The sequence below is a fragment of the Streptomyces sp. NBC_01446 genome, from assembly GCF_026340095.1.
Classification (GTDB): Bacteria; Actinomycetota; Actinomycetes; order Streptomycetales; family Streptomycetaceae; genus Streptomyces; species Streptomyces aureus.
This window is the reverse complement of record NZ_JAPEPO010000001.1, coordinates 5,360,568-5,378,065: the sequence shown is the minus strand read 5'-3', so window position 1 is coordinate 5,378,065 and position 17,498 is coordinate 5,360,568. Positions and strand designations below refer to the sequence as shown.

13 protein-coding genes are annotated in these 17,498 nt (G+C 69.8%); 3 read left to right on the top strand and 10 right to left on the bottom strand.

The features are described 5' to 3' along the window. The first annotated feature begins 7 nt into the window (after positions 1 to 7). Positions 8 to 3,139, top strand: coding sequence for a phosphocholine-specific phospholipase C (locus OG456_RS24070; RefSeq protein WP_266564285.1), 3,132 nt, complete (start codon positions 8 to 10; stop codon positions 3,137 to 3,139). Positions 3,140 to 3,201: 62 nt separating this feature from the next. Here the strand turns inward: OG456_RS24070 and OG456_RS24065 are convergent, their stop codons facing one another. The 10 genes from OG456_RS24065 to OG456_RS24020 form a co-directional block, all read right to left on the bottom strand. Further along, a complete protein-coding gene (locus tag OG456_RS24065; RefSeq protein ID WP_266564283.1) occupies positions 3,202 to 5,133 on the bottom strand; it encodes a TIGR03960 family B12-binding radical SAM protein in 1,932 nt (643 codons plus the stop codon). A 49-nt stretch (positions 5,134 to 5,182) separates the two neighbouring features. Then, positions 5,183 to 6,679, bottom strand: coding sequence for a CYTH and CHAD domain-containing protein (locus tag OG456_RS24060; protein ID WP_266564281.1), 1,497 nt, complete (start codon positions 6,677 to 6,679; stop codon positions 5,183 to 5,185). A 50-nt stretch (positions 6,680 to 6,729) separates the two neighbouring features. After that, the gene (rodA, locus tag OG456_RS24055) at positions 6,730 to 7,926 is read right to left on the bottom strand and encodes a rod shape-determining protein RodA (protein ID WP_266564279.1); all 1,197 of its coding nucleotides are present in this window, start codon (positions 7,924 to 7,926) and stop codon (positions 6,730 to 6,732) included. A 4-nt stretch (positions 7,927 to 7,930) separates the two neighbouring features. Continuing rightward, a complete protein-coding gene (gene mrdA / locus OG456_RS24050; protein WP_266564277.1) occupies positions 7,931 to 10,111 on the bottom strand; it encodes a penicillin-binding protein 2 in 2,181 nt (726 codons plus the stop codon). A 46-nt stretch (positions 10,112 to 10,157) separates the two neighbouring features. Then, complete coding sequence (gene mreD / locus OG456_RS24045) at positions 10,158 to 10,832, bottom strand: rod shape-determining protein MreD (protein WP_266564275.1); 675 nt, start codon at positions 10,830 to 10,832, stop codon at positions 10,158 to 10,160. 12 nt (positions 10,833 to 10,844) lie between these two features. Continuing rightward, on the bottom strand, positions 10,845 to 11,792 hold the full coding sequence (gene mreC, locus OG456_RS24040; RefSeq protein ID WP_266564273.1) for a rod shape-determining protein MreC: 948 nt from the start codon (positions 11,790 to 11,792) through the stop codon (positions 10,845 to 10,847). A gap of 145 nt (positions 11,793 to 11,937) precedes the next feature. Then, on the bottom strand, positions 11,938 to 12,957 hold the full coding sequence (locus tag OG456_RS24035) for a rod shape-determining protein (RefSeq protein ID WP_059131610.1): 1,020 nt from the start codon (positions 12,955 to 12,957) through the stop codon (positions 11,938 to 11,940). 315 nt (positions 12,958 to 13,272) lie between these two features. Next, positions 13,273 to 13,686, bottom strand: a complete 414-nt coding sequence (gene ndk, locus OG456_RS24030; RefSeq protein ID WP_100594213.1) for a nucleoside-diphosphate kinase — start codon at positions 13,684 to 13,686, stop codon at positions 13,273 to 13,275. Positions 13,687 to 13,735: 49 nt separating this feature from the next. After that, entirely contained in the window at positions 13,736 to 14,089 is a 354-nt protein-coding gene (locus OG456_RS24025; protein ID WP_116512996.1) for a DUF4233 domain-containing protein, read from the bottom strand. A 6-nt stretch (positions 14,090 to 14,095) separates the two neighbouring features. Next, positions 14,096 to 15,607 (bottom strand): folylpolyglutamate synthase/dihydrofolate synthase family protein, encoded by a 1,512-nt coding sequence (locus tag OG456_RS24020; protein WP_266564265.1) that lies wholly within the window; start codon positions 15,605 to 15,607, stop codon positions 14,096 to 14,098. A 133-nt stretch (positions 15,608 to 15,740) separates the two neighbouring features. Between OG456_RS24020 and OG456_RS24015 the strand changes: the two genes are divergently transcribed. Both OG456_RS24015 and OG456_RS24010 read left to right on the top strand, forming a co-directional pair. Further along, entirely contained in the window at positions 15,741 to 16,739 is a 999-nt protein-coding gene (locus tag OG456_RS24015) for a rod shape-determining protein (protein ID WP_266569405.1), read from the top strand. 117 nt (positions 16,740 to 16,856) lie between these two features. Continuing rightward, the gene (locus OG456_RS24010) at positions 16,857 to 17,489 is read left to right on the top strand and encodes a hypothetical protein (RefSeq protein ID WP_266564263.1); all 633 of its coding nucleotides are present in this window, start codon (positions 16,857 to 16,859) and stop codon (positions 17,487 to 17,489) included. Positions 17,490 to 17,498 lie beyond the last annotated feature (9 nt).

Genomic DNA, 17,498 nt, shown 5'->3' with positions numbered 1-17,498 from the left:
ACCCCCGATGAGCACGAGCTCACCGCACCCCGAGCACAGACCCGAACTCTCCCGCCGCACCCTCATCGGCGGCGCCGCGGCCGCCGGAGTGCTGGCCGCGCTGCCACTGAGCCTGCGCACCGCGCTCGCCGCGCCGGGCAGGCCCGGCAAGCTGGAGGACATCCAGCACGTCGTGGTGTTCATGCAGGAGAACCGGTCGTTCGACCACTACTTCGGCACGATGCAGGGGATACGGGGGTTCGGTGACCGCGCCGCCGTACGCGGGATCAACGGCCGGCCCGTGTTCCACCAGCCCGACCCGTCGCGCGCCGAGGGCTGGCTCGCGCCGTTCGCGATGAACGCCGCGCACACCAGCGCCTACCAGCAGGGCGCCGCCGCCTTCGGGTTCGGCGACTCGATGAACGCCCGCAACGACGGTATGGCCGACGGCTACGTCACCCGACGCGGCAGCGGCTGGCTCGGCCAGGGCTACTACGAGCCCGCCGACATGCCCTTCTACAGCGCGCTCGCCTCGGTCTTCACCATCTGCGACCACTACTACTGCTCGACCGAGACCAGCACCAACCCCAACCGCGAGCACCTGATGACCGGCACCAGCGGCGGCACGGTGCGCGACATCGCCGTCGTCGACAACCAGGAGCCCGGCTTCGAGTGGACGACCTACGCCGAGCGCCTCGAAGCGGAGGGCGTCAGCTGGAAGACGTACCAGGCGCAGGAGAACTTCGACGACAACGCGCTCGCCTGGTTCCACACCTTCCGCGCCGCCAAGCCCGGTGAGTCGCTGTACGAGCGCGGCATGAAGAAGGTCGGCAACCCCGCGCAGACGAACGACCCGTGGGCGATGGGTGACGCGCTGGTCGCCGCGTTCGCCGAGGACGTGAAGAACGACACGCTGCCGCAGGTCTCCTGGCTCGTCGCGCCGGCCGCCCTGTCCGAGCACGCCAGCTACGCGCCGCCGCACGGCGAGGATCTGACGGCACGTCTGCTGTCCGCGCTCGCCGACAACCCCGAGGTCTTCGCCAAGACCGCGTTCATCCTGAACTACGACGAACACGGCGGCTTCTACGACCACCTGGTCGCGCCCGTGCCGCCGGTCGCCGAGGACCGCGGCCGGTCGACCGTGACGCCCGACGGCGAGGTCGTGGTGCGGGTCAGCAAGGGCAGCTCGACCTTCTACCGGCCGGTCAACCAGCGGGGCCAGTACCGCGTGAAGGGCGCCGACGGGTCGCTGACCTGGTCCGACACGCTGCCCGCCGGTGAGACGAAGGCCGCGGGGCCCTTCCCCCTCGGGCTCGGCATGCGCGTACCGATGATCGTGGTGTCGCCGTGGACGCGCGGCGGCGCCGTGGCGTCGACGGTGTGCGACCACACGTCCGTCATCCAGTTCCTGGAGAAGCGCTTCGGGGTGCGCGAGCCCAACATCAGCCCCTGGCGCCGTGAGATCACCGGCGACCTGACCGACGTCTTCGACTTCTCCGGCAAGAACCCGTCGTGGCCCACGCTGCCCGACACCAGCGGCAACCGCCAGAAGGTCACCGACACCGGCAAGCTGCCCGCGCCCACCGTGCCCAAGCCGCAGCTCCTGCCCGCGCAGCAGCGCGGCAGCCGCACCGCCCGCCCCACCCCGTACGACCTGCGGGTCACGCCCCGCGTGCGCGGCGGCAAAATCACCCTGGACCTCGCCAACCACGGCCGCCAGGGCGCCGTCCTCGCGGTGTACCCCGAGCCCGGCATCGCGCCCAAGCACTACACACTGAGCCCCAAGTCGAAGCTGTCCGACGTGTGGAGCCCCGGCGACAACGGCTACGACCTGCGCGTCCACGGGCCGAACGGCGTCCTGTGGCATCTGCGCGGCGACGCGGCGGGCACGTACGAGGCGCACCTGGACCTCGCCGACGACGGCCGCGGCGCCGACGTCGAGCTGACCAACCACGCCCGCTTCGCCCGCACGTTCCTCATAGGCGACCTCGCCTACGGCGGCGGCACCCGCGAGTTCCGCGTCGGCGCGGGCGCACACCGCACCGTCCGGATCCGCGTGCCGCGCGAGGGCTGGTACGACGTGGCCGTCACCGTCCGCGACGAGCCCGGCTTCCTGCGCCGGTACGCGGGCCGGGTCCCCGGCACGCTCGAAGGCGTCACCGACCCCGCGATGGGGCTGCCCGACGCGCTAGGCGTCACGGTGTCCCTGGAGGCGGCGTCGACCACGATCGACGAGGCGATCCTGGTCCCCGGCAAGGCCGCCCGCGTCCGCGCACGGTTCGACGCGACGAGCGCCGTGTCCGCGATCGAGGCGCACCCGGTGGTGCCCAAGGGCTGGGCGGTGAAGGCGGTTTCGGCGCCGCCGGCCTCGCTCGCGGCGGGCGCGTCGGCGACCGCCGAGTGGGAGGTACAGGTCCCCGGCGAGCTGTCGGGCACGGTCGCGTACCGGCTCCTGGTGACGGCGCGGGCCCGCTCCGGCGAGCGGTTCGTCCTGGCCGACGGCGAGGTCTCGGCGCGTACCGCCCCGTCCATGGCGGGCCATCTGCTCGGCGAGGACTTCGAGTCGGTGGCGGACGCGCTCCAGCCGGTGTCGGGTGTCGTCGGCTGGACCGCGACAGCTCCCAAGGGCTGGTCCGTGGTGAACGCGGCCGCCATGCCGCAGGGCACCGCCCGCCTCCAGGGCTGGACGTTCCACACCAAGCGGGCCTGGTCACCGGCGGGCCAGGACCGGGGCGGCTTCGGCCGCGCGCTCGGCGTCGTCGCGGTCGCCGACCCGGACGACTGGGACGACACCGGCTCGCCGTCCGCGAAGGGCACGTTCGACTCGACGCTGGTCTCCCCCGCGGTCCCGGTCCCGTCCGGCACGTCGAAGCTGTACGTGGCCTTCGACTCGCACTACCGCCAGGAGGCCCCGCAGAAGGCCGCAGTCACGGCGGTCTTCGACACGGGCGAGGAGACCCGCCTCCTCTATTACAGCTCCGACGCGACGGGCAACGACAATGCCGGCCACGACGCCGAAAACACCTTCGTGGCAAAGGAGTTGACGGTCCCGGCGAACGCGAAGAGCGTCACGCTCAAGTTCCGCATGTACGACGCGGGCAACAACTGGTACTGGGCGATCGACCACGTCCGCGTGGACAACAAGCCGATCACGGCCTGACACGACTGAGGGACCGGGACGCCATGACGGCATCCCGGCCCCTAACTCCCGTCGTTCGTGCGCTACTTGACGACCGTCAGCGGCAGCAGCTTCTTGCCCGTCGGGCCGACCTGGATGTGCGTGTCCATCTGCGGACACACCCCGCAGTCGAAGCACGGCGTCCAGCGGCAGTCCTCGACCTCGGTCTCGTCGAGCGAGTCCTGCCAGTCCTCCCAGAGCCAGTCCTTGTCGAGACCGGAGTCCAGGTGGTCCCAGGGCAGGACCTCCTCGTACGTGCGCTCGCGCGTCGTGTACCAGTCGACGTCGACACCGAACTCGGGCAGCGTCTTCTCGGCGCAGGCCATCCAGCGGTCGTAGCTGAAGTGTTCGCGCCAGCCGTCGAAGCGGCCGCCGTCCTCGTAGACCGCGCGGATGACGGAGCCGATGCGGCGGTCACCGCGGGAGAGCAGGCCCTCGACGATGCCGGGCTTGCCGTCGTGGTAGCGGAAGCCGATGGAGCGGCCGTACTTCTTGTCGCCGCGGATCTTGTCGCGGAGCTTCTCCAGACGGGCGTCCGTACCGGCGGCCGACAGCTGCGGGGCCCACTGGAACGGCGTGTGCGGCTTGGGCACGAAGCCGCCGATGGAGACCGTGCAGCGGATGTCGTTGCCCGCGACCTCACGGCCCTTGGCGATGACGTTCGCCGCCATCTCCGCGATCTGCAGGACGTCCTCGTCGGTCTCCGTCGGCAGGCCGACCATGAAGTACAGCTTCACCTGGCGCCAGCCGTTGCCGTACGCCGTGGCGACGGTCCGGATGAGGTCCTCTTCCGAGACCATCTTGTTGATGACCTTGCGCATGCGCTCGGAGCCGCCCTCGGGGGCGAAGGTCAGGCCGGAGCGGCGGCCGTTGCGCGTGAGCTCGTTGGCCAGGTCGACGTTGAACGCGTCCACACGGGTGGACGGCAGCGACAGGCCGATCTTGTCCTCGGTGTAACGGTCGGCGAGGCCCTTCGCGATGTCACCGATCTCGGAGTGGTCGGCGGAGGACAGCGAGAGCAGGCCGACCTCCTCGAACCCGGTCGCCTTGAGACCCTTCTCGACCATGTCGCCGATGCCGGTGATGCTTCGCTCCCGCACGGGGCGCGTGATCATGCCGGCCTGGCAGAAACGGCAGCCGCGGGTGCAGCCGCGGAAGATCTCGACGGACATCCGCTCGTGGACGGTCTCGGCGAGCGGGACGAGGGGCTGCTTCGGGTACGGCCACTCGTCGAGGTCCATGACGGTGTGCTTGCTGACGCGCCACGGCACGCCGGACCTGTTCGGCACGACGCGGCCGATGCGGCCGTCCGGCAGGTACTCGACGTCGTAGAACCCGGGGACGTAGACACCGCCCGTCTTCGCGAGGCGGAACAGCACCTCCTCGCGACCGCCGGGGCACCCCTCGGCCTTCCAGGCGCGGATGATCTCCGTCATGTCGAGGACGGCCTGCTCGCCGTCACCGATGACGGCGCAGTCGATGAACTCGGCGATCGGCTCGGGATTGAAGGCCGCGTGGCCGCCCGCGAGGACGATCGGGTCGTCGATCGTACGGTCCTTGGCCGCCAGCGGGATACCGGCGAGGTCCAGGGCAGTGAGCATGTTCGTGTAGCCGAGCTCTGTGGAGAAGGAGAGCCCGAACACGTCGAACGCCTTGAGCGGCCGGTGCGAGTCCACGGTGAACTGCGGCACCTTGTGCTCGCGCATCAGCGCTTCCATGTCCGGCCAGACGCTGTACGTGCGCTCGGCGAGAACGCCCTCGCGCTCGTTCAGCACCTCGTAGAGGATCATGACGCCCTGGTTCGGGAGCCCGACCTCGTAGGCGTCCGGGTACATCAGCGCCCAGCGGACGTCGGAGCTCTCCCACGGCTTGACGGTGGAATTGAGCTCACCGCCCACGTACTGGATCGGCTTCTGCACATGCGGGAGCAAAGCTTCGAGCTGTGGAAAAACCGACTCTGCGGCTTCGGCAGGCATACCCGGGACCTTCGTGAGCTGACAAGGATGACTGTCAAGCGTAACGCGGTCAGGAGACAGTCTTCGCCCACAGCGGCGGCAGCTCCGCCTCGGCCCGCTCGGCGAGCGCCTCCTCGCGCCCGTACAGCAGCCCGTATGTGAAGGAGCTCTCCCCCGCCGCGTGGGCCTGCGCCGCCAGGTCGAGCAGCGCCTCGCGCGCCATCACGCTGTCCTGGTGCTCGCCCAGCAGGGACTGGAGCGCCTTGGCGTGCTTGCCGACATTCTTCGCCCGGCCGCCGAGCGCGGGCCTGGCGACCTCGGCCGCGTACCGGCTGCGCTTGGCGGCCTTGCGGGCGTCGTGCATGGCGCGGTCGCGCGTCGGGCCGGGATCCGTGTCGAGCGCCTCCTCGACACGTCCCGCGAGCCGCTTGTAATCCCGGCGCACGGCCTTGGCCAGGGCGTTCTTCGGCTGCTTGGCCCGCAGCGGGGGCGCGTCGACAAGTGCGTCGAGGGCGGCGAGGAGCGCGAGGTAGCGCTTGCCGTCGAGTACGGCGATCAGATGGTGGCGCGATCCGCGGTGCCGGGCCCGTGACCAGTCCCGCAGCCGGGCCCGGACGGGGCCCGTGGGCATCTCGCGCGGCAGTTCGTCGAGGGCCGCGGTCAGCCGCTCGGTCAGGACCTCCTGGTCGCGGTCGACTCCGAGCTCACCGGCGAGCCACTTCAGCTCGTCGCCGATGGGGTCGGTCACGTCCCGGTCGAGGACCTTGCGGTACGAGCGCAGGGCGCTGCGCAAGCGGCGGGTGGCGACGCGCATCTGGTGCACCGAATCGGGCAGGTCGCGGCGGACGGCGGGGTCGAGGTCGACGATCGCGTCGCGCTGGGCCCTGAGGTAGACGAGGACGTGGTCTGCGGGGGTCTCGGGGGCGTCGGCGGGCCGGGGCGGGCGCGGGCCGATGCCGGTCTCCGTGAGCGCCCGCGCGAGCTTCGACGTGGAGGCCGAGCGGCTCGCGCCCGCCTTGCGGAGCTTCTTCTCGACCTTGCCGAGGAACGCCGGGTCGCCGCCGTCCGCCAGCTCGACCTCGATCTCGGTCCAGGCGGCGGCGCCTGCCCCGCCGGTGAGCCGCTCGGCCCGTACACCGTCGACGCTGACCTCGGCGAGGAGCGCGCCGTCGGCGCCGGTGAGATCGCGGACGTCACGCGAGGAGCGCAGCCTCATCACGGGTACGAGATCGGCCTCGCGCACCCGGGAGCGCACGAGGCCGGTGAGGTCGCGGGGCACGTCGTCGGAGAGCGGGGCCCGGATCTCGTCCCGTACGCCCTCGGCGAGGGAGACAGGGAGCTTGAGGTGCCAGCCCGCGTCGGCGCCGCCGGTGCGCCGCCGCAGGGTGATCGCGGCGGCCGCGAGGCGCTGGTCGGCGGTGTCGTAGTAGACGGCGTCGAGGTCGACGACGCCTTTGTCGATGACGGCCGAGACTCCGGCGACATGGCTCAGATCCGGCAGCCCGAAGCCTTCGTCGGCCACCGGCGCCTCGTACTTCCGCTCGATCTCGCGCTTCGTCTCCGCCATGAACCGAATTTAGTCTCGAATCCGGCTTATGGGCAGACCCCCAGGGAGCCTTAAGCGGACATGGGCCTCTGGACACGGATCGACTGGAGGAGCCCGATCGCCACCCACACGGCGAACATGGACGATCCTCCGTACGACACGAACGGCAGGGGCAGGCCCGCCACCGGCATGATGCCGAGCGTCATGCCGATGTTCTCGAAGGCCTGGAAGGCGAACCAGGCGATGATCCCGGCGGCGACGATCGTGCCGTAGAGCTCGGTCGTCTCGCGGGCGATGCGGCAGGCGCGCCACAGGACGACGCCGAGCAGGAGCAGGATCAGCCCGGCCCCGGCGAAGCCGAGTTCCTCGCCGGCGACGGTGAAGACGAAGTCGGTCTGCTGCTCGGGGACGAACTGGCCGGTGGTCTGGGAGCCATGGAAGAGGCCGGTGCCGGTCAGGCCGCCCGAGCCGATCGCGATGCGGGCCTGGTTGGTGTTGTAGCCGACTCCGGCGGGGTCGAGCGCCGGGTTGGCGAAGGCGGCGAAGCGGTTGATCTGGTACTCGTCGAGGATGTGCAGCCGCCAGACGGAGATCGCGCCGAGCACACCCGCGCCGAGCAGGCCGAACACCCATCGGTTGGAGGCGCCGGAGGCGAGCAGCACACCGAGCACGATGATGACCGCGACCATGATCGTGCCGAGGTCGGGCATGAGCAGCACGACGAGCATCGGGACGGTAGCGAGGCCCAGCGCCTGCAGTACCGTGCGGTGGTCGGGGTGCTGCTTGTCGCCCGCGTCGACCCGTGAGGCCAGCAGCATCGCCATGCCCAGGATGATCGTGATCTTGGCGAACTCGGCGGGCTGGAGCGACACTCCGCCCGCGGACAGCCAGTTGCGCTGTCCGTTGATCGTGTCGCCGAGCGGGGTCAGCACCAGCAGCATCAGGAAGACCGAGGCGCCGTAGAGGATCGGCACGGCCGTGCGCAGGGTGCGGTGGCCGAGCCAGATCGTGCCGATCATCAGGGCCAGGCCGATGCCGGTGTTCATGAGGTGCCGGATCAGGAAGTAGTACGGATCGCCCTGGTTGATCACGGTGCGGTTGCGGGTCGCCGAGTAGACGAGCGCCGAGCCGATGAGGGACAGGGCGAGCGCCGACAGGAGGATCGGCCAGTCGAGGCGGCGTATCACCGAGTCCCTGGCCATGAGCCGGGACAGGGTGGAGCGCTCGGGTCCGTACCCGGAGACGGAGAAACCGTTGGTACCGGCCATGGTGTCAGTGCCGCCTTCCGGTCACCGGGGTGCCGAGGACCGCCGCCAGTTGCTCCGTGGGGGACGGGCTCGGGTCGGCGGGCTCGTAGGGCTTGATGGTCGGCGCGTCGATCGAACCGTCCGGCTGGATCTTCGGCAGGTTCTTCTCCGGCGAGGGCAGCAGGGCCTTCTTCTTGTCGATCGTGCCGTCGGCGGAGACGCCGTACAGCGCGTTGTAGATCTTGCGGACGGCCTCACCGGAGGCTCCGGAGCCCGTACCGGCCTGGGAGATCGTCATGATGACCGAGTAGTCCTTGGAGTACGTGGCCAGCCATGACGTGGTCTGCTTGCCGTAGACCTCGGCGGTGCCGGTCTTGGCGTGCAGCGGGATCTTGTCCTGGGGCCAGCCGCCGAACTTCCAGGCGGCGGTACCGCGGGTGACGACGCCGGCGAGGGCGGCGTCCATGCCCTTGTGGGTCGCGTTGGTGATCGGGAGCTTGGCCTTGACCTGGGGCTTGATCTTCCTGACCGTCTTGCCGTCGCCGCTGATGATCGCCTTGCCGATGGTCGGGACGTACTCGGTGCCGCCGTTGGCGAGGGCCCCGTAGATCATGGCCTGCTGGATCGGCGTGACGAGGGTGTCGCCCTGGCCGATGGAGTAGTTGATCGAGTCGCCCTCGCGCATCTTGTTGCCCTCGAGGCAGTTCTCGTAGGCGATCTTCTCGACGTAGCTGCCGTCCTTCTTGCCGGTCCTGCACCAGCTGTCCTTGTTGGCCTTCCAGAAGTCTTTCTTCCACCGGCGGTCGGGGACGCGGCCCGTGACCTCGTTGGGAAGGTCGATGCCGGTGGTCTTGCCGAGGCCGAACTGGTGGGCGGCCTTGTAGAAGTAGTCCTTGGGGGTCCCCTTCGGGTTGATGCCGCCGTCCTTCTTCCATTCCCGGTCGGCGAGGCCGTAGAAGACGGTGTCACAGGAGACTTCCAGCGCGCGGCCGAGAGAGATGGGGCCGAAGCTCTCCCCCTCGAAGTTCTTGAAAACCTGGCCGCCGACCGAGTAGGAGCTGGTGCAGGGGTAGCCGCCGTCCCACTTGTAGCCGGCTTCGGCCGCGGCGGCCGTGGAGACCACCTTGAACGTCGAACCGGGCGCGGACTGACCCTGAATGGCCCTGTTGAGCAGCGGGTAGTCGGAGCCCTTGCCGGTGAGCTGCTTGTAGTCCTTGGCGGAGATGCCGCCGACCCAGACGTTCGGGTCGTACGACGGTGCGGACGCCATGGAGACGATCCGGCCGGTCTTGGCCTCCATGACGACGACCGCGCCGGAGTCGGCCTTGTATTTCTCGCCGGTGATCTTGTCGAACTGCTGGCGGGCCGCCTTCATCGCCTCGTTCAGCTCGTACTCGGCGACGCCCTGCACGCGCGAGTCGATCGAGGTGACGACGCTCGCCCCGGTCTCGGCCTTGTCGCTGTTCGCGCGCCCGATGACGCGGCCGAGGTTGTCGACCTCGTAGCGGGTGACGCCGGCCTTGCCGCGCAACTCCTTGTCGTAGGTGCGCTCCAGGCCGGAACGGCCGACCTGGTCGGAGCGTAGGTACGGCGACGAGGTGTCCTTGGCCTTCTCGATCTCGGCGTCGGTGACGGGCGAGAGGTAGCCGAGGACCTGCGCGGTGTTGGAGTCGCCCGGCCCGGCGTAACGGCGTACGGCCTCGGGTTCGGCGGTGATGCCGGGGAAGTCCTCGGAGCGCTCGCGGATCTGGAGGGCCTGCTTGGGCGTGGCCTCGTCCGTGATCGGGATGGGCTGGTAGGGCGAGCCGTTCCAGCAGGGCTGCGGCGTCTTGGCGTCGCAGAGGCGGACCTTCTCCGTGACGTCCCCGGTCTTCATCCCGAGGACGCCGGCGAGCTTGGCGAGAACGGCCTTGCCGTCGTCGGGCATCTTCATCAGGTCCGTGCGGGACGCGGAGACGACCAGGCGGGTCTCGTTGTCGGCGAGCGGCACGCCGCGGGCGTCGAGGATCGAGCCGCGCACGGCGGGGCTGACGACCTGCTGGACGTGGTTGCCGGAGGCCTCCTTGGCGTACTCGGCGCCGTTGCGGATCTGGAGGTACCAGAGGCGGCCGCCGAGGGTGAGCAGGAGGGACAGGACCAGGATCTGGAGGATGACGAGTCGGATCTGGACGCGTGGAGTCCGCCCGGTCTCGGGAATGTTGGTCATGCTGCCTCCCCCTCTCAGTGCGTGTACACGGTGATGTGCGCGGCGCTCACAGGCGCTTGACCCCCTTGATGCGGCCGGCCCGCGCGCTGCGCGCCTTGGCGGCCTTCAGGCGGAGTCCGCCGCGCTGGTTGCCGATGCGCAGGCCGGTGCCGGAGGAGAGCCAGCCGGCGGTGACGTCGGTGGCCTTGCCGGCGCCGGGCGAGGAATCGGCGAGCGGATCGTTGTCGGCGCGTCTGGCCAGGGCGATGATGAACGGCACGGTGAACGGCGCGAGGAGCAGATCGTAGAGCGCTGCCGTGAACAGCAGGCTGCCGATGCCCACATGGCGGGCTGCGGTGTCGCCGACGAGGGCGCCGACACCCGCGTAGAGCAGGGTCGAGCCGATGGCCGCGGCGACGACCACGACCATCGGGCCGAAGGCGGACCTGAGCTGGCCGTTGTCCGGCTTGGCGAGGCCGACGAGGTAGCCGACGACGCACAGCACGAGGGCGTAGCGCCCGGCGGCGTGGTCGGCCGGCGGCGCCAGGTCGGCGAGCAGACCCGCGCCGAACCCGATGAACGCGCCGCCGACATGGCCGTACACGAGGGCGAGGCCGACGACGGTCAGGAGCACGAGGTCCGGCACGGCGCCGGGCAGTTGGAGTCGGGCGAGTACGCACACCTGGACGACCAGGGCGACGATCACCAGGGTGGTGGAGAGCAGCAACCGGTTGAAGCGCATGGGATCCAGCTCCTACTGCTCGGCGTTGCCGTTGGCGTCGGCCGGGGGCCCGGACGGCGTGGCCGTGACGGTGACGGTGGGCGTCGGCTTGGGCTTGGCCGGCTTGGACGGCAGCACCTCGTCGCGCGGATCGGTGCGCGGAGCCTGTACGACCACGCCCACGACGTCGAGCTTGGTAAATCCGACGTACGGCTTCACATAGATCGTCCGGGTCAGGTCGCCGCCGGACGGATCGACGCGCACCACCTGTCCCACGGGCACGCCGGGCACGAACGGCTTGTCGGCCTGGGACCCGAACGTCACCAGACGGTCGCCCTTCTTGACCTTGGCCTTGCCGTTGAGGAGCTGCACGCGCAGCGGCCGGTCGCCCTGTCCGGAGGCGAAGCCGAGCTCGTCGGTGCGCTCCATGCGGGTACCGACGGTGAAGTCGGGGTCGTTGGCGAGCAGGACGGTCGCGGTGTTGGGTCCTACGGTGGTCACGCGCCCCACGAGCCCGTCCCCGTTCAGAACGGTCATGTCGCGCTTGAGGCCGTCGTTGGCGCCGGAGTCGATGGTGACGGTCCAGGAGAACCCCTGGGCTGCTCCTATGGCGATGACCTGGGCCCCCTTGATGCCGTACTGTCCCGCGCCCGCCGTCTTCAGCATGGAGTCGAGCTGGCGGATCTTGCTTCGGTTGCGGTCGTCGCTGCCGAGCTTCGCCTTCAAGGCGGCGTTCTCGCGCTCCAGTTCGCTGACGCGGTTGTGCCGCTCACCGGAGTCCTTGACGGCAGCTATGGCGTTGCCGATCGGGTCGACTGCGCTGGAGACGCCGTTCTCCACGGGGCCGAAGACCGTGGCGGCGGCCCGGCGGGCACCGTCGACCGGCGAGTCCTCCCCACCGCGGATGTCCACCGTGATCAGTGCGAACGCGATGGCGATCAGCAGCACCAGGAGCAGCCGGCTCTCTCGTGTGTCCCTCACGTGCGGCGGCCGTGCCTTCCTCAATCGGATTCTGCGGAAACCCTGAGGTACCGCAGGTTATGGGGAATTCTTACGCCTTGCCTATATATCAACGATCCGCCGTACGAAGTGGCAGGCACTCGTACGGCGGACGTCTCGCGTCAGGTCATCTGCGCGGCTGGGCGTCCAGCACCTGCTGGAGCGCCTCGAACTCCTCGACGCACTTGCCGGAGCCGAGCGCCACGCTGTCGAGGGGGTCCTCGGCGATGTGGATCGGCATGCCCGTCTCACGGCGCAGCCGCTCGTCGAGGCCGCGCAGCAGGGCGCCGCCGCCGGTGAGCACGATGCCCCGGTCCATGACGTCGCCCGACAGCTCCGGCGGGCACTTGTCCAGGGTCGTCTTGACGGCGTCGACGATCGCGTTGACCGGTTCCTCGATCGCCTTGCGCACCTCGGCGGCCGAGATGACGACGGTCTTCGGGAGTCCGGACACAAGGTCGCGCCCACGGATTTCGGTGTGTTCGTCGGAGTCGAGGTCGTACGCGGAGCCAATCGTGATCTTGATCTGCTCGGCAGTCCGCTCACCAAGAAGCAGCGAGTACTCCTTCTTGATGTGCTGGATGATCGCGTTGTCCAGCTCGTCCCCGGCGACCCGGATGGACTGTGCTGTGACGATTCCGCCGAGCGAGATCACCGCGACCTCGGTGGTGCCGCCGCCGATGTCGACCACCATGTTGCCCGTGGCCTCGTGGACCGGGAGGCCGGAGCCGATGGCCGCGGCCATGGGCTCCTCGATGATGTGCACCTGGCGGGCACCGGCCTGCGAGGAGGCCTCGATGACCGCGCGGCGCTCGACACCGGTGATGCCGGAGGGCACGCACACCACGACACGGGGGCGAGCGAGGTAGCGCCGCTTGTGGATCTTCAGGATGAAGTAGCGGAGCATGCGCTCGGTGATCTCGAAGTCGGCGATCACGCCGTCCTTCAGCGGTCGCACGGCGACGATGTTGCCCGGCGTACGGCCGATCATCTTCTTGGCTTCGGCGCCGACAGCGAGGATGCCGCCGGTGTTGGTGTTGATCGCGACGACGGACGGCTCGTTGAGTACGATCCCGCGACCCCTGACGTACACCAGCGTGTTGGCGGTCCCGAGGTCGACAGCCATGTCACGGCCGATGAACGACATTGAGTTCCCCATCAGGATTCGTCTGGCCTTCCCAAGTGGAGCGTTTGATGGCTTGTTAGGTAGGCGAGGTGGGTGCGAGTGGCGTGGAGGCTTACATCGTAGTCTCGCCTGCACGAACACGGCGCGAGGGTCTTCGCCATTGTCAGCAGATGAATCCCCGCTCCGCTAATGGGGACGTGCCGACGGAGTGTCGCGTTCCCCCAACGGGGGCGCATATGCCAAAAGGCGGCCGAATTTCTCCGGCCGCCCCTGTTCAGCGGCGCTCCCCGACTGACGGAGCGTCAGAAAAAGAACTTTCCGGTCTCACGGACCGGACTACACCTGCCCGGGGAAGAAGATCTTCAGCTCGCGCTCGGCCGACTCCTCCGAGTCCGATGCGTGGATCAGGTTCTCGCGGACGATGGTGCCGAAGTCGCCACGGATGGAGCCCGGAGCGGCGGCGATCGGGTCGGTCGGGCCGGCCAGCTGACGCACACCCTCGATGACCCGCTCGCCCTCGACGACGAGAGCCACCACGGGCCCGGACGCCATGAAGGCGACCAGCGGCTCGTAGAAGGGCTTGCCCTTGTGCTCGCCGTAGTGCTGCTCCAGGGTGTCCTGGTCCAGGTTCCGCAGTTCCAGCGCGCTGATCGTCCAGCCGGCCTTGCGCTCGATCCGGCCGATGATCTCGCCGACGAGACCGCGGCGGACGGCGTCGGGCTTGAGAAGGACAAGAGTGCGCTGACTCATGGTGCGGCTCCAAAATCTTCGTGGGATGTCCGCACGATACCGGGCACGGCTACGCGGTGTTACCTCCGGCCTCGGCCTGGGCGGCCCACCTGGCCTTGGCCTCGTCGATCCGGCGGCCGAAGTGGACGGAGGCCCACCAGAGCCCGGCGAAGCAGAGACCCAGGATGAACATCATCGGCACGACGAACCCGCTGGCGACGAGCGCCGCTTGAAGCACCCACCCCAGCTCGATGCCGCCGCGCCGCCCGAGCGCCCCGCACAGCAGCACGGACAGCAGCATGGCGACACCGCACACGCCCCACACGACCCCGCCCGAGAGGTCGGGGTCCTTCATGGCGACGAGTCCGGCGAAGCCGATGACGAAGAACTCACCGATCAGGGTCGATGAACACAGCACGCGCACAGCGGATCAGCCCTTCCCCAACAGCAGCCGGGCCTCGCCGACAGTGATCACGGACCCGGTGACGAGCACACCGCCGCCGGAGAACTCGCCCTCTTCCTCGGCCAGCGTGATGGCGGCCTCGAGAGCGTCGTCGAGGCGGGGCTCGACCTGCACGCGCTCGTCCCCGAAGACCTCGACCGCGATGGCGGCGAGCTCGTCCGCGTCCATCGCGCGATGGCTGGAGTTCTGCGTGACGACGACCTCGGCGAAGATCGGCTCGAAGGCCTCGAGCACCCCGCGCACGTTCTTGTCGCCGCTCGCTCCCACGACTCCCACCAGCCGACTGAAGTCGAAGACCTCACTGATGGCCTCGGCGGTGACGCGGGCACCGGCCGGGTTGTGCGCGGCGTCGAGCACCACGGTCGGCGAACGCCTCACGACCTCGAGCCGGCCGGGCGACGTGGCGCCGGCGAAGGCCTGGCGGACGGTGTCCACATCGAGCAGCCGGGCCTGCTCGGACCCGATCCCGAAGAAGGCCTCGACCGCGGCCAGCGCGACAGCCGCGTTGGCCGCCTGGTGGGCGCCGTGCAGCGGGAGGAAGATCCCGTCGTACTCGCCGCCGAGCCCGCGCAGGGTCAGCAACTGCCCGCCCACGGCGACCTGCCGGGAGACGACGCCGAACTCGAGCCCTTCCCGGGCCACGGTGGCGTCCACGTCGACAGCCTTCTTCAGGAGCACCTGAGCGGCGTCGACGGGCTGCTGCGCCATGATCACCGTGGCGCCCTGCTTGATGATTCCGGCCTTCTCCTGGGCGATCTCGCCAGGGGTGGAACCCAGCCGGTCCGTGTGGTCCAGATCGATGGGAGTCACGACGGCCACCGAAGCGTCGATCACATTGGTGGCGTCCCAGCTGCCGCCCATTCCGACCTCGACGACGGCGGCATCGACGGGCGCGTCGGCGAAGGCGGCGTACGCCATCCCCGTGAGCACCTCGAAAAAGGAAAGCCGGAATTCCTCTTTCTGGTCGACCATCTCCACATACGGGGCAATGTCCCGATAGGTCTCGATGAACCGCTCGTAGTCGATCGGCGCGCCGTCGAGACTGATGCGCTCGGTGATCGACTGGACGTGAGGCGAGGTATAACGCCCGGTGCGCAGCTCGAAAGCGCCGAGAAGGGTCTCGATCATGCGGGCCGTGGACGTCTTGCCGTTCGTCCCCGTGATGTGGATCGAGGGATAGGCGCGCTGCGGGTCACCGAGCACGTCCATCAGAGCGGCGATACGCGAGACGGACGGCTCCAGCTTGGTCTCGCCCCACCGCCCCGCGAGCTCGGTCTCGACCTCTCGCAGGGCCTCGGCCACCTGGGGATCCTGCGGCCGCCCGGGCACACCGTCCCCCTGCGGAGCACCCCCCTGCGTCCGGAGGGTACGGCTGCCGGCCTCGATCAGTGCCAGATCGGGGTCACGCTCGGTCTCGGCGTCCACGATGTCGTCGAAGCCGTCGGATTCGCCGCTGTCACGCGGGGGGAGCTCACTCACACAAGCCAGTCTACGGAGAACCACCGACACGGCCCGGCCCGCACCCCACCCGGCAAGTCAGGGACTTTCGGCCCGTCCGTTTCGGGACCTTGGTCCATCCGGACCGCGGCATCACACTGCAAACTTGGCGATCATGGACATAGGCATCGATCTCGGCACCGCCAACACACTTCTCTACGTACGCGGCAAGGGGATCGTGCTCAATGAGCCGTCTGTGGTGGCGCTGAAACAGAACAGGACGACCGTCGCCGTCGGCACGGAAGCCAAGGCGACGCTCGGCCGCACCCCGGGCTCCATCACCGCGATCCGCCCCCTCCGCAATGGTGTGATCAGCGACTACGAGGCGGCGGAGGAGATGCTCCGTCACTTCGTGCGCAAGGCGGTCCCGGGCCGCCGCCCCAGGACCCGCATGGTCATCTGCGTCCCGAGCGGGGTCACTCCGGTGGAGCGCCGGGCGATCGTCCACGCGGCACAACGAGCCGGAGCCCGGGCGGTCCACGTCATAGAGGAACCCATGGCCGCGGCGATGGGCGCGGGCCTCCCGGTGGCCGAGGCGCGCGGCTCGATGGTCGTGGACATAGGCGGCGGCACCACCGAGGTGGCGGTGATCTCGCTGGGCGGCATCGTCACCGCCCGGTCCCTGCGCGTCGGAGGCGACCGCATGGACGAGGCGATCACGGACCACGTGCGCAAGGAACACGGCCTGCTGATCGGCGAACGCACCGCGGAGGCGGTCAAACTGGCCATCGGCTCAGCGGCCCCGGCCCAGGAACTCTCCGAAACGGGCACCTTCACGGTGCGAGGCCGTCAACGGCTGGCCGGCCTCCCCCACACCGCGACCCTCACCACCCGAGAGATCCGGGAAGCCCTCAACTCCCCCGTCGAAGCGATCGTCTCGGCGCTCAGGGCGACCCTCGAGGAGTGCCCGCCGGAGCTCTCCGGCGACGTCATGGAGCACGGCATCGTGCTGACGGGCGGCGGCGCGCTGCTTCCGGGCCTGGACGTGCGCATGACGGAGGCGACAGGCATCCCCGTCTTCCCCGCAGAGGCCCCGCTGGACAGCGTGGCGCTGGGCTGCGGCAAGTGCGTTGAGGACTTCGACTCGCTCCAGCGCCTGCTGAAGGCCGCGTAAGTGGCCTGATCCCAAGGGTGCGTGGGGGCCGGAAAGGGCTGACCCGAACCGGGGATGCCGGGAGAGCCCCCGGCGCGGTGCGCCCCCGGCCCCGTACGGAGAAGGTCCAATCGGACCATGTGGTACGCACACAACCCCGGCCGCCGCGCACGCCAATTCCTGGGCGACGGCGCCGCCCTGCTGTGGATTGCGCTGTGGGCAGCGGTGGCGCTGGCCGCGCACCGGCTGGCACAGCTGGCGTCCCAGCCGGCCCAGCACCGCCCTCGTATCCCGCTCCTCGGCAGCTCGGTGGACGGAGCGCTGCGGGGCGTGGCCCACGCGGGCGACAGGATCGTGAGCGCGGCACCGGCCCCGCAGGGCCCGGCGGCCGCACAGGCCCTCGCGGTCCTGGGTGCGGTGGCGCTCTTCGTGATCCCGGTGGGCCTGATGCTCACGGTGTGGCTGCCCCGCCGCATTCGCTGGACGCGTCAGGCGGCGGCAGCGCAGGAGCTGGCGGGGACGGAGGACGGCCGTGAACTACTGGCGCTGAGGGCGCTGTTGCGCCCGCTGGACGAACTGGCGGCGACGGCGGAACTGCTCCCGGCCGCGCCCCACGAGACGCCGGACCCGGACCTGGATCTGGACCCGGACCTGGACGTCCCCCCGGGCCCTGGCCCGGGCTCGCTGGCGAAGGGCTGGCGAGAAGCGGACCCGGTGGTGCTGGACGCCTTGGCGGACGCGGAGCTGCAACGCCTGGGGCTACGAACGTAGAGCCCCCGC

What these genes read in the sequence shown, in the direction of transcription:
- OG456_RS24070 (WP_266564285.1), top strand. Translation starts at nt 8, where the DNA reads ATGAGCACGAGCTCACCGCACCCCGAGCACAGACCCGAACTCTCCCGC.
- OG456_RS24065 (WP_266564283.1), bottom strand. Translation starts at nt 5,133, where the DNA reads ATGCCTGCCGAAGCCGCAGAGTCGGTTTTTCCACAGCTCGAAGCTTTG.
- OG456_RS24060 (WP_266564281.1), bottom strand. Translation starts at nt 6,679, where the DNA reads ATGGCGGAGACGAAGCGCGAGATCGAGCGGAAGTACGAGGCGCCGGTG.
- rodA (WP_266564279.1), bottom strand. Translation starts at nt 7,926, where the DNA reads ATGGCCGGTACCAACGGTTTCTCCGTCTCCGGGTACGGACCCGAGCGC.
- mrdA (WP_266564277.1), bottom strand. Translation starts at nt 10,111, where the DNA reads ATGACCAACATTCCCGAGACCGGGCGGACTCCACGCGTCCAGATCCGA.
- mreD (WP_266564275.1), bottom strand. Translation starts at nt 10,832, where the DNA reads ATGCGCTTCAACCGGTTGCTGCTCTCCACCACCCTGGTGATCGTCGCC.
- OG456_RS24035 (WP_059131610.1), bottom strand. Translation starts at nt 12,957, where the DNA reads ATGTCGTTCATCGGCCGTGACATGGCTGTCGACCTCGGGACCGCCAAC.
- ndk (WP_100594213.1), bottom strand. Translation starts at nt 13,686, where the DNA reads ATGAGTCAGCGCACTCTTGTCCTTCTCAAGCCCGACGCCGTCCGCCGC.
- OG456_RS24015 (WP_266569405.1), top strand. Translation starts at nt 15,741, where the DNA reads ATGGACATAGGCATCGATCTCGGCACCGCCAACACACTTCTCTACGTA.
- OG456_RS24010 (WP_266564263.1), top strand. Translation starts at nt 16,857, where the DNA reads ATGTGGTACGCACACAACCCCGGCCGCCGCGCACGCCAATTCCTGGGC.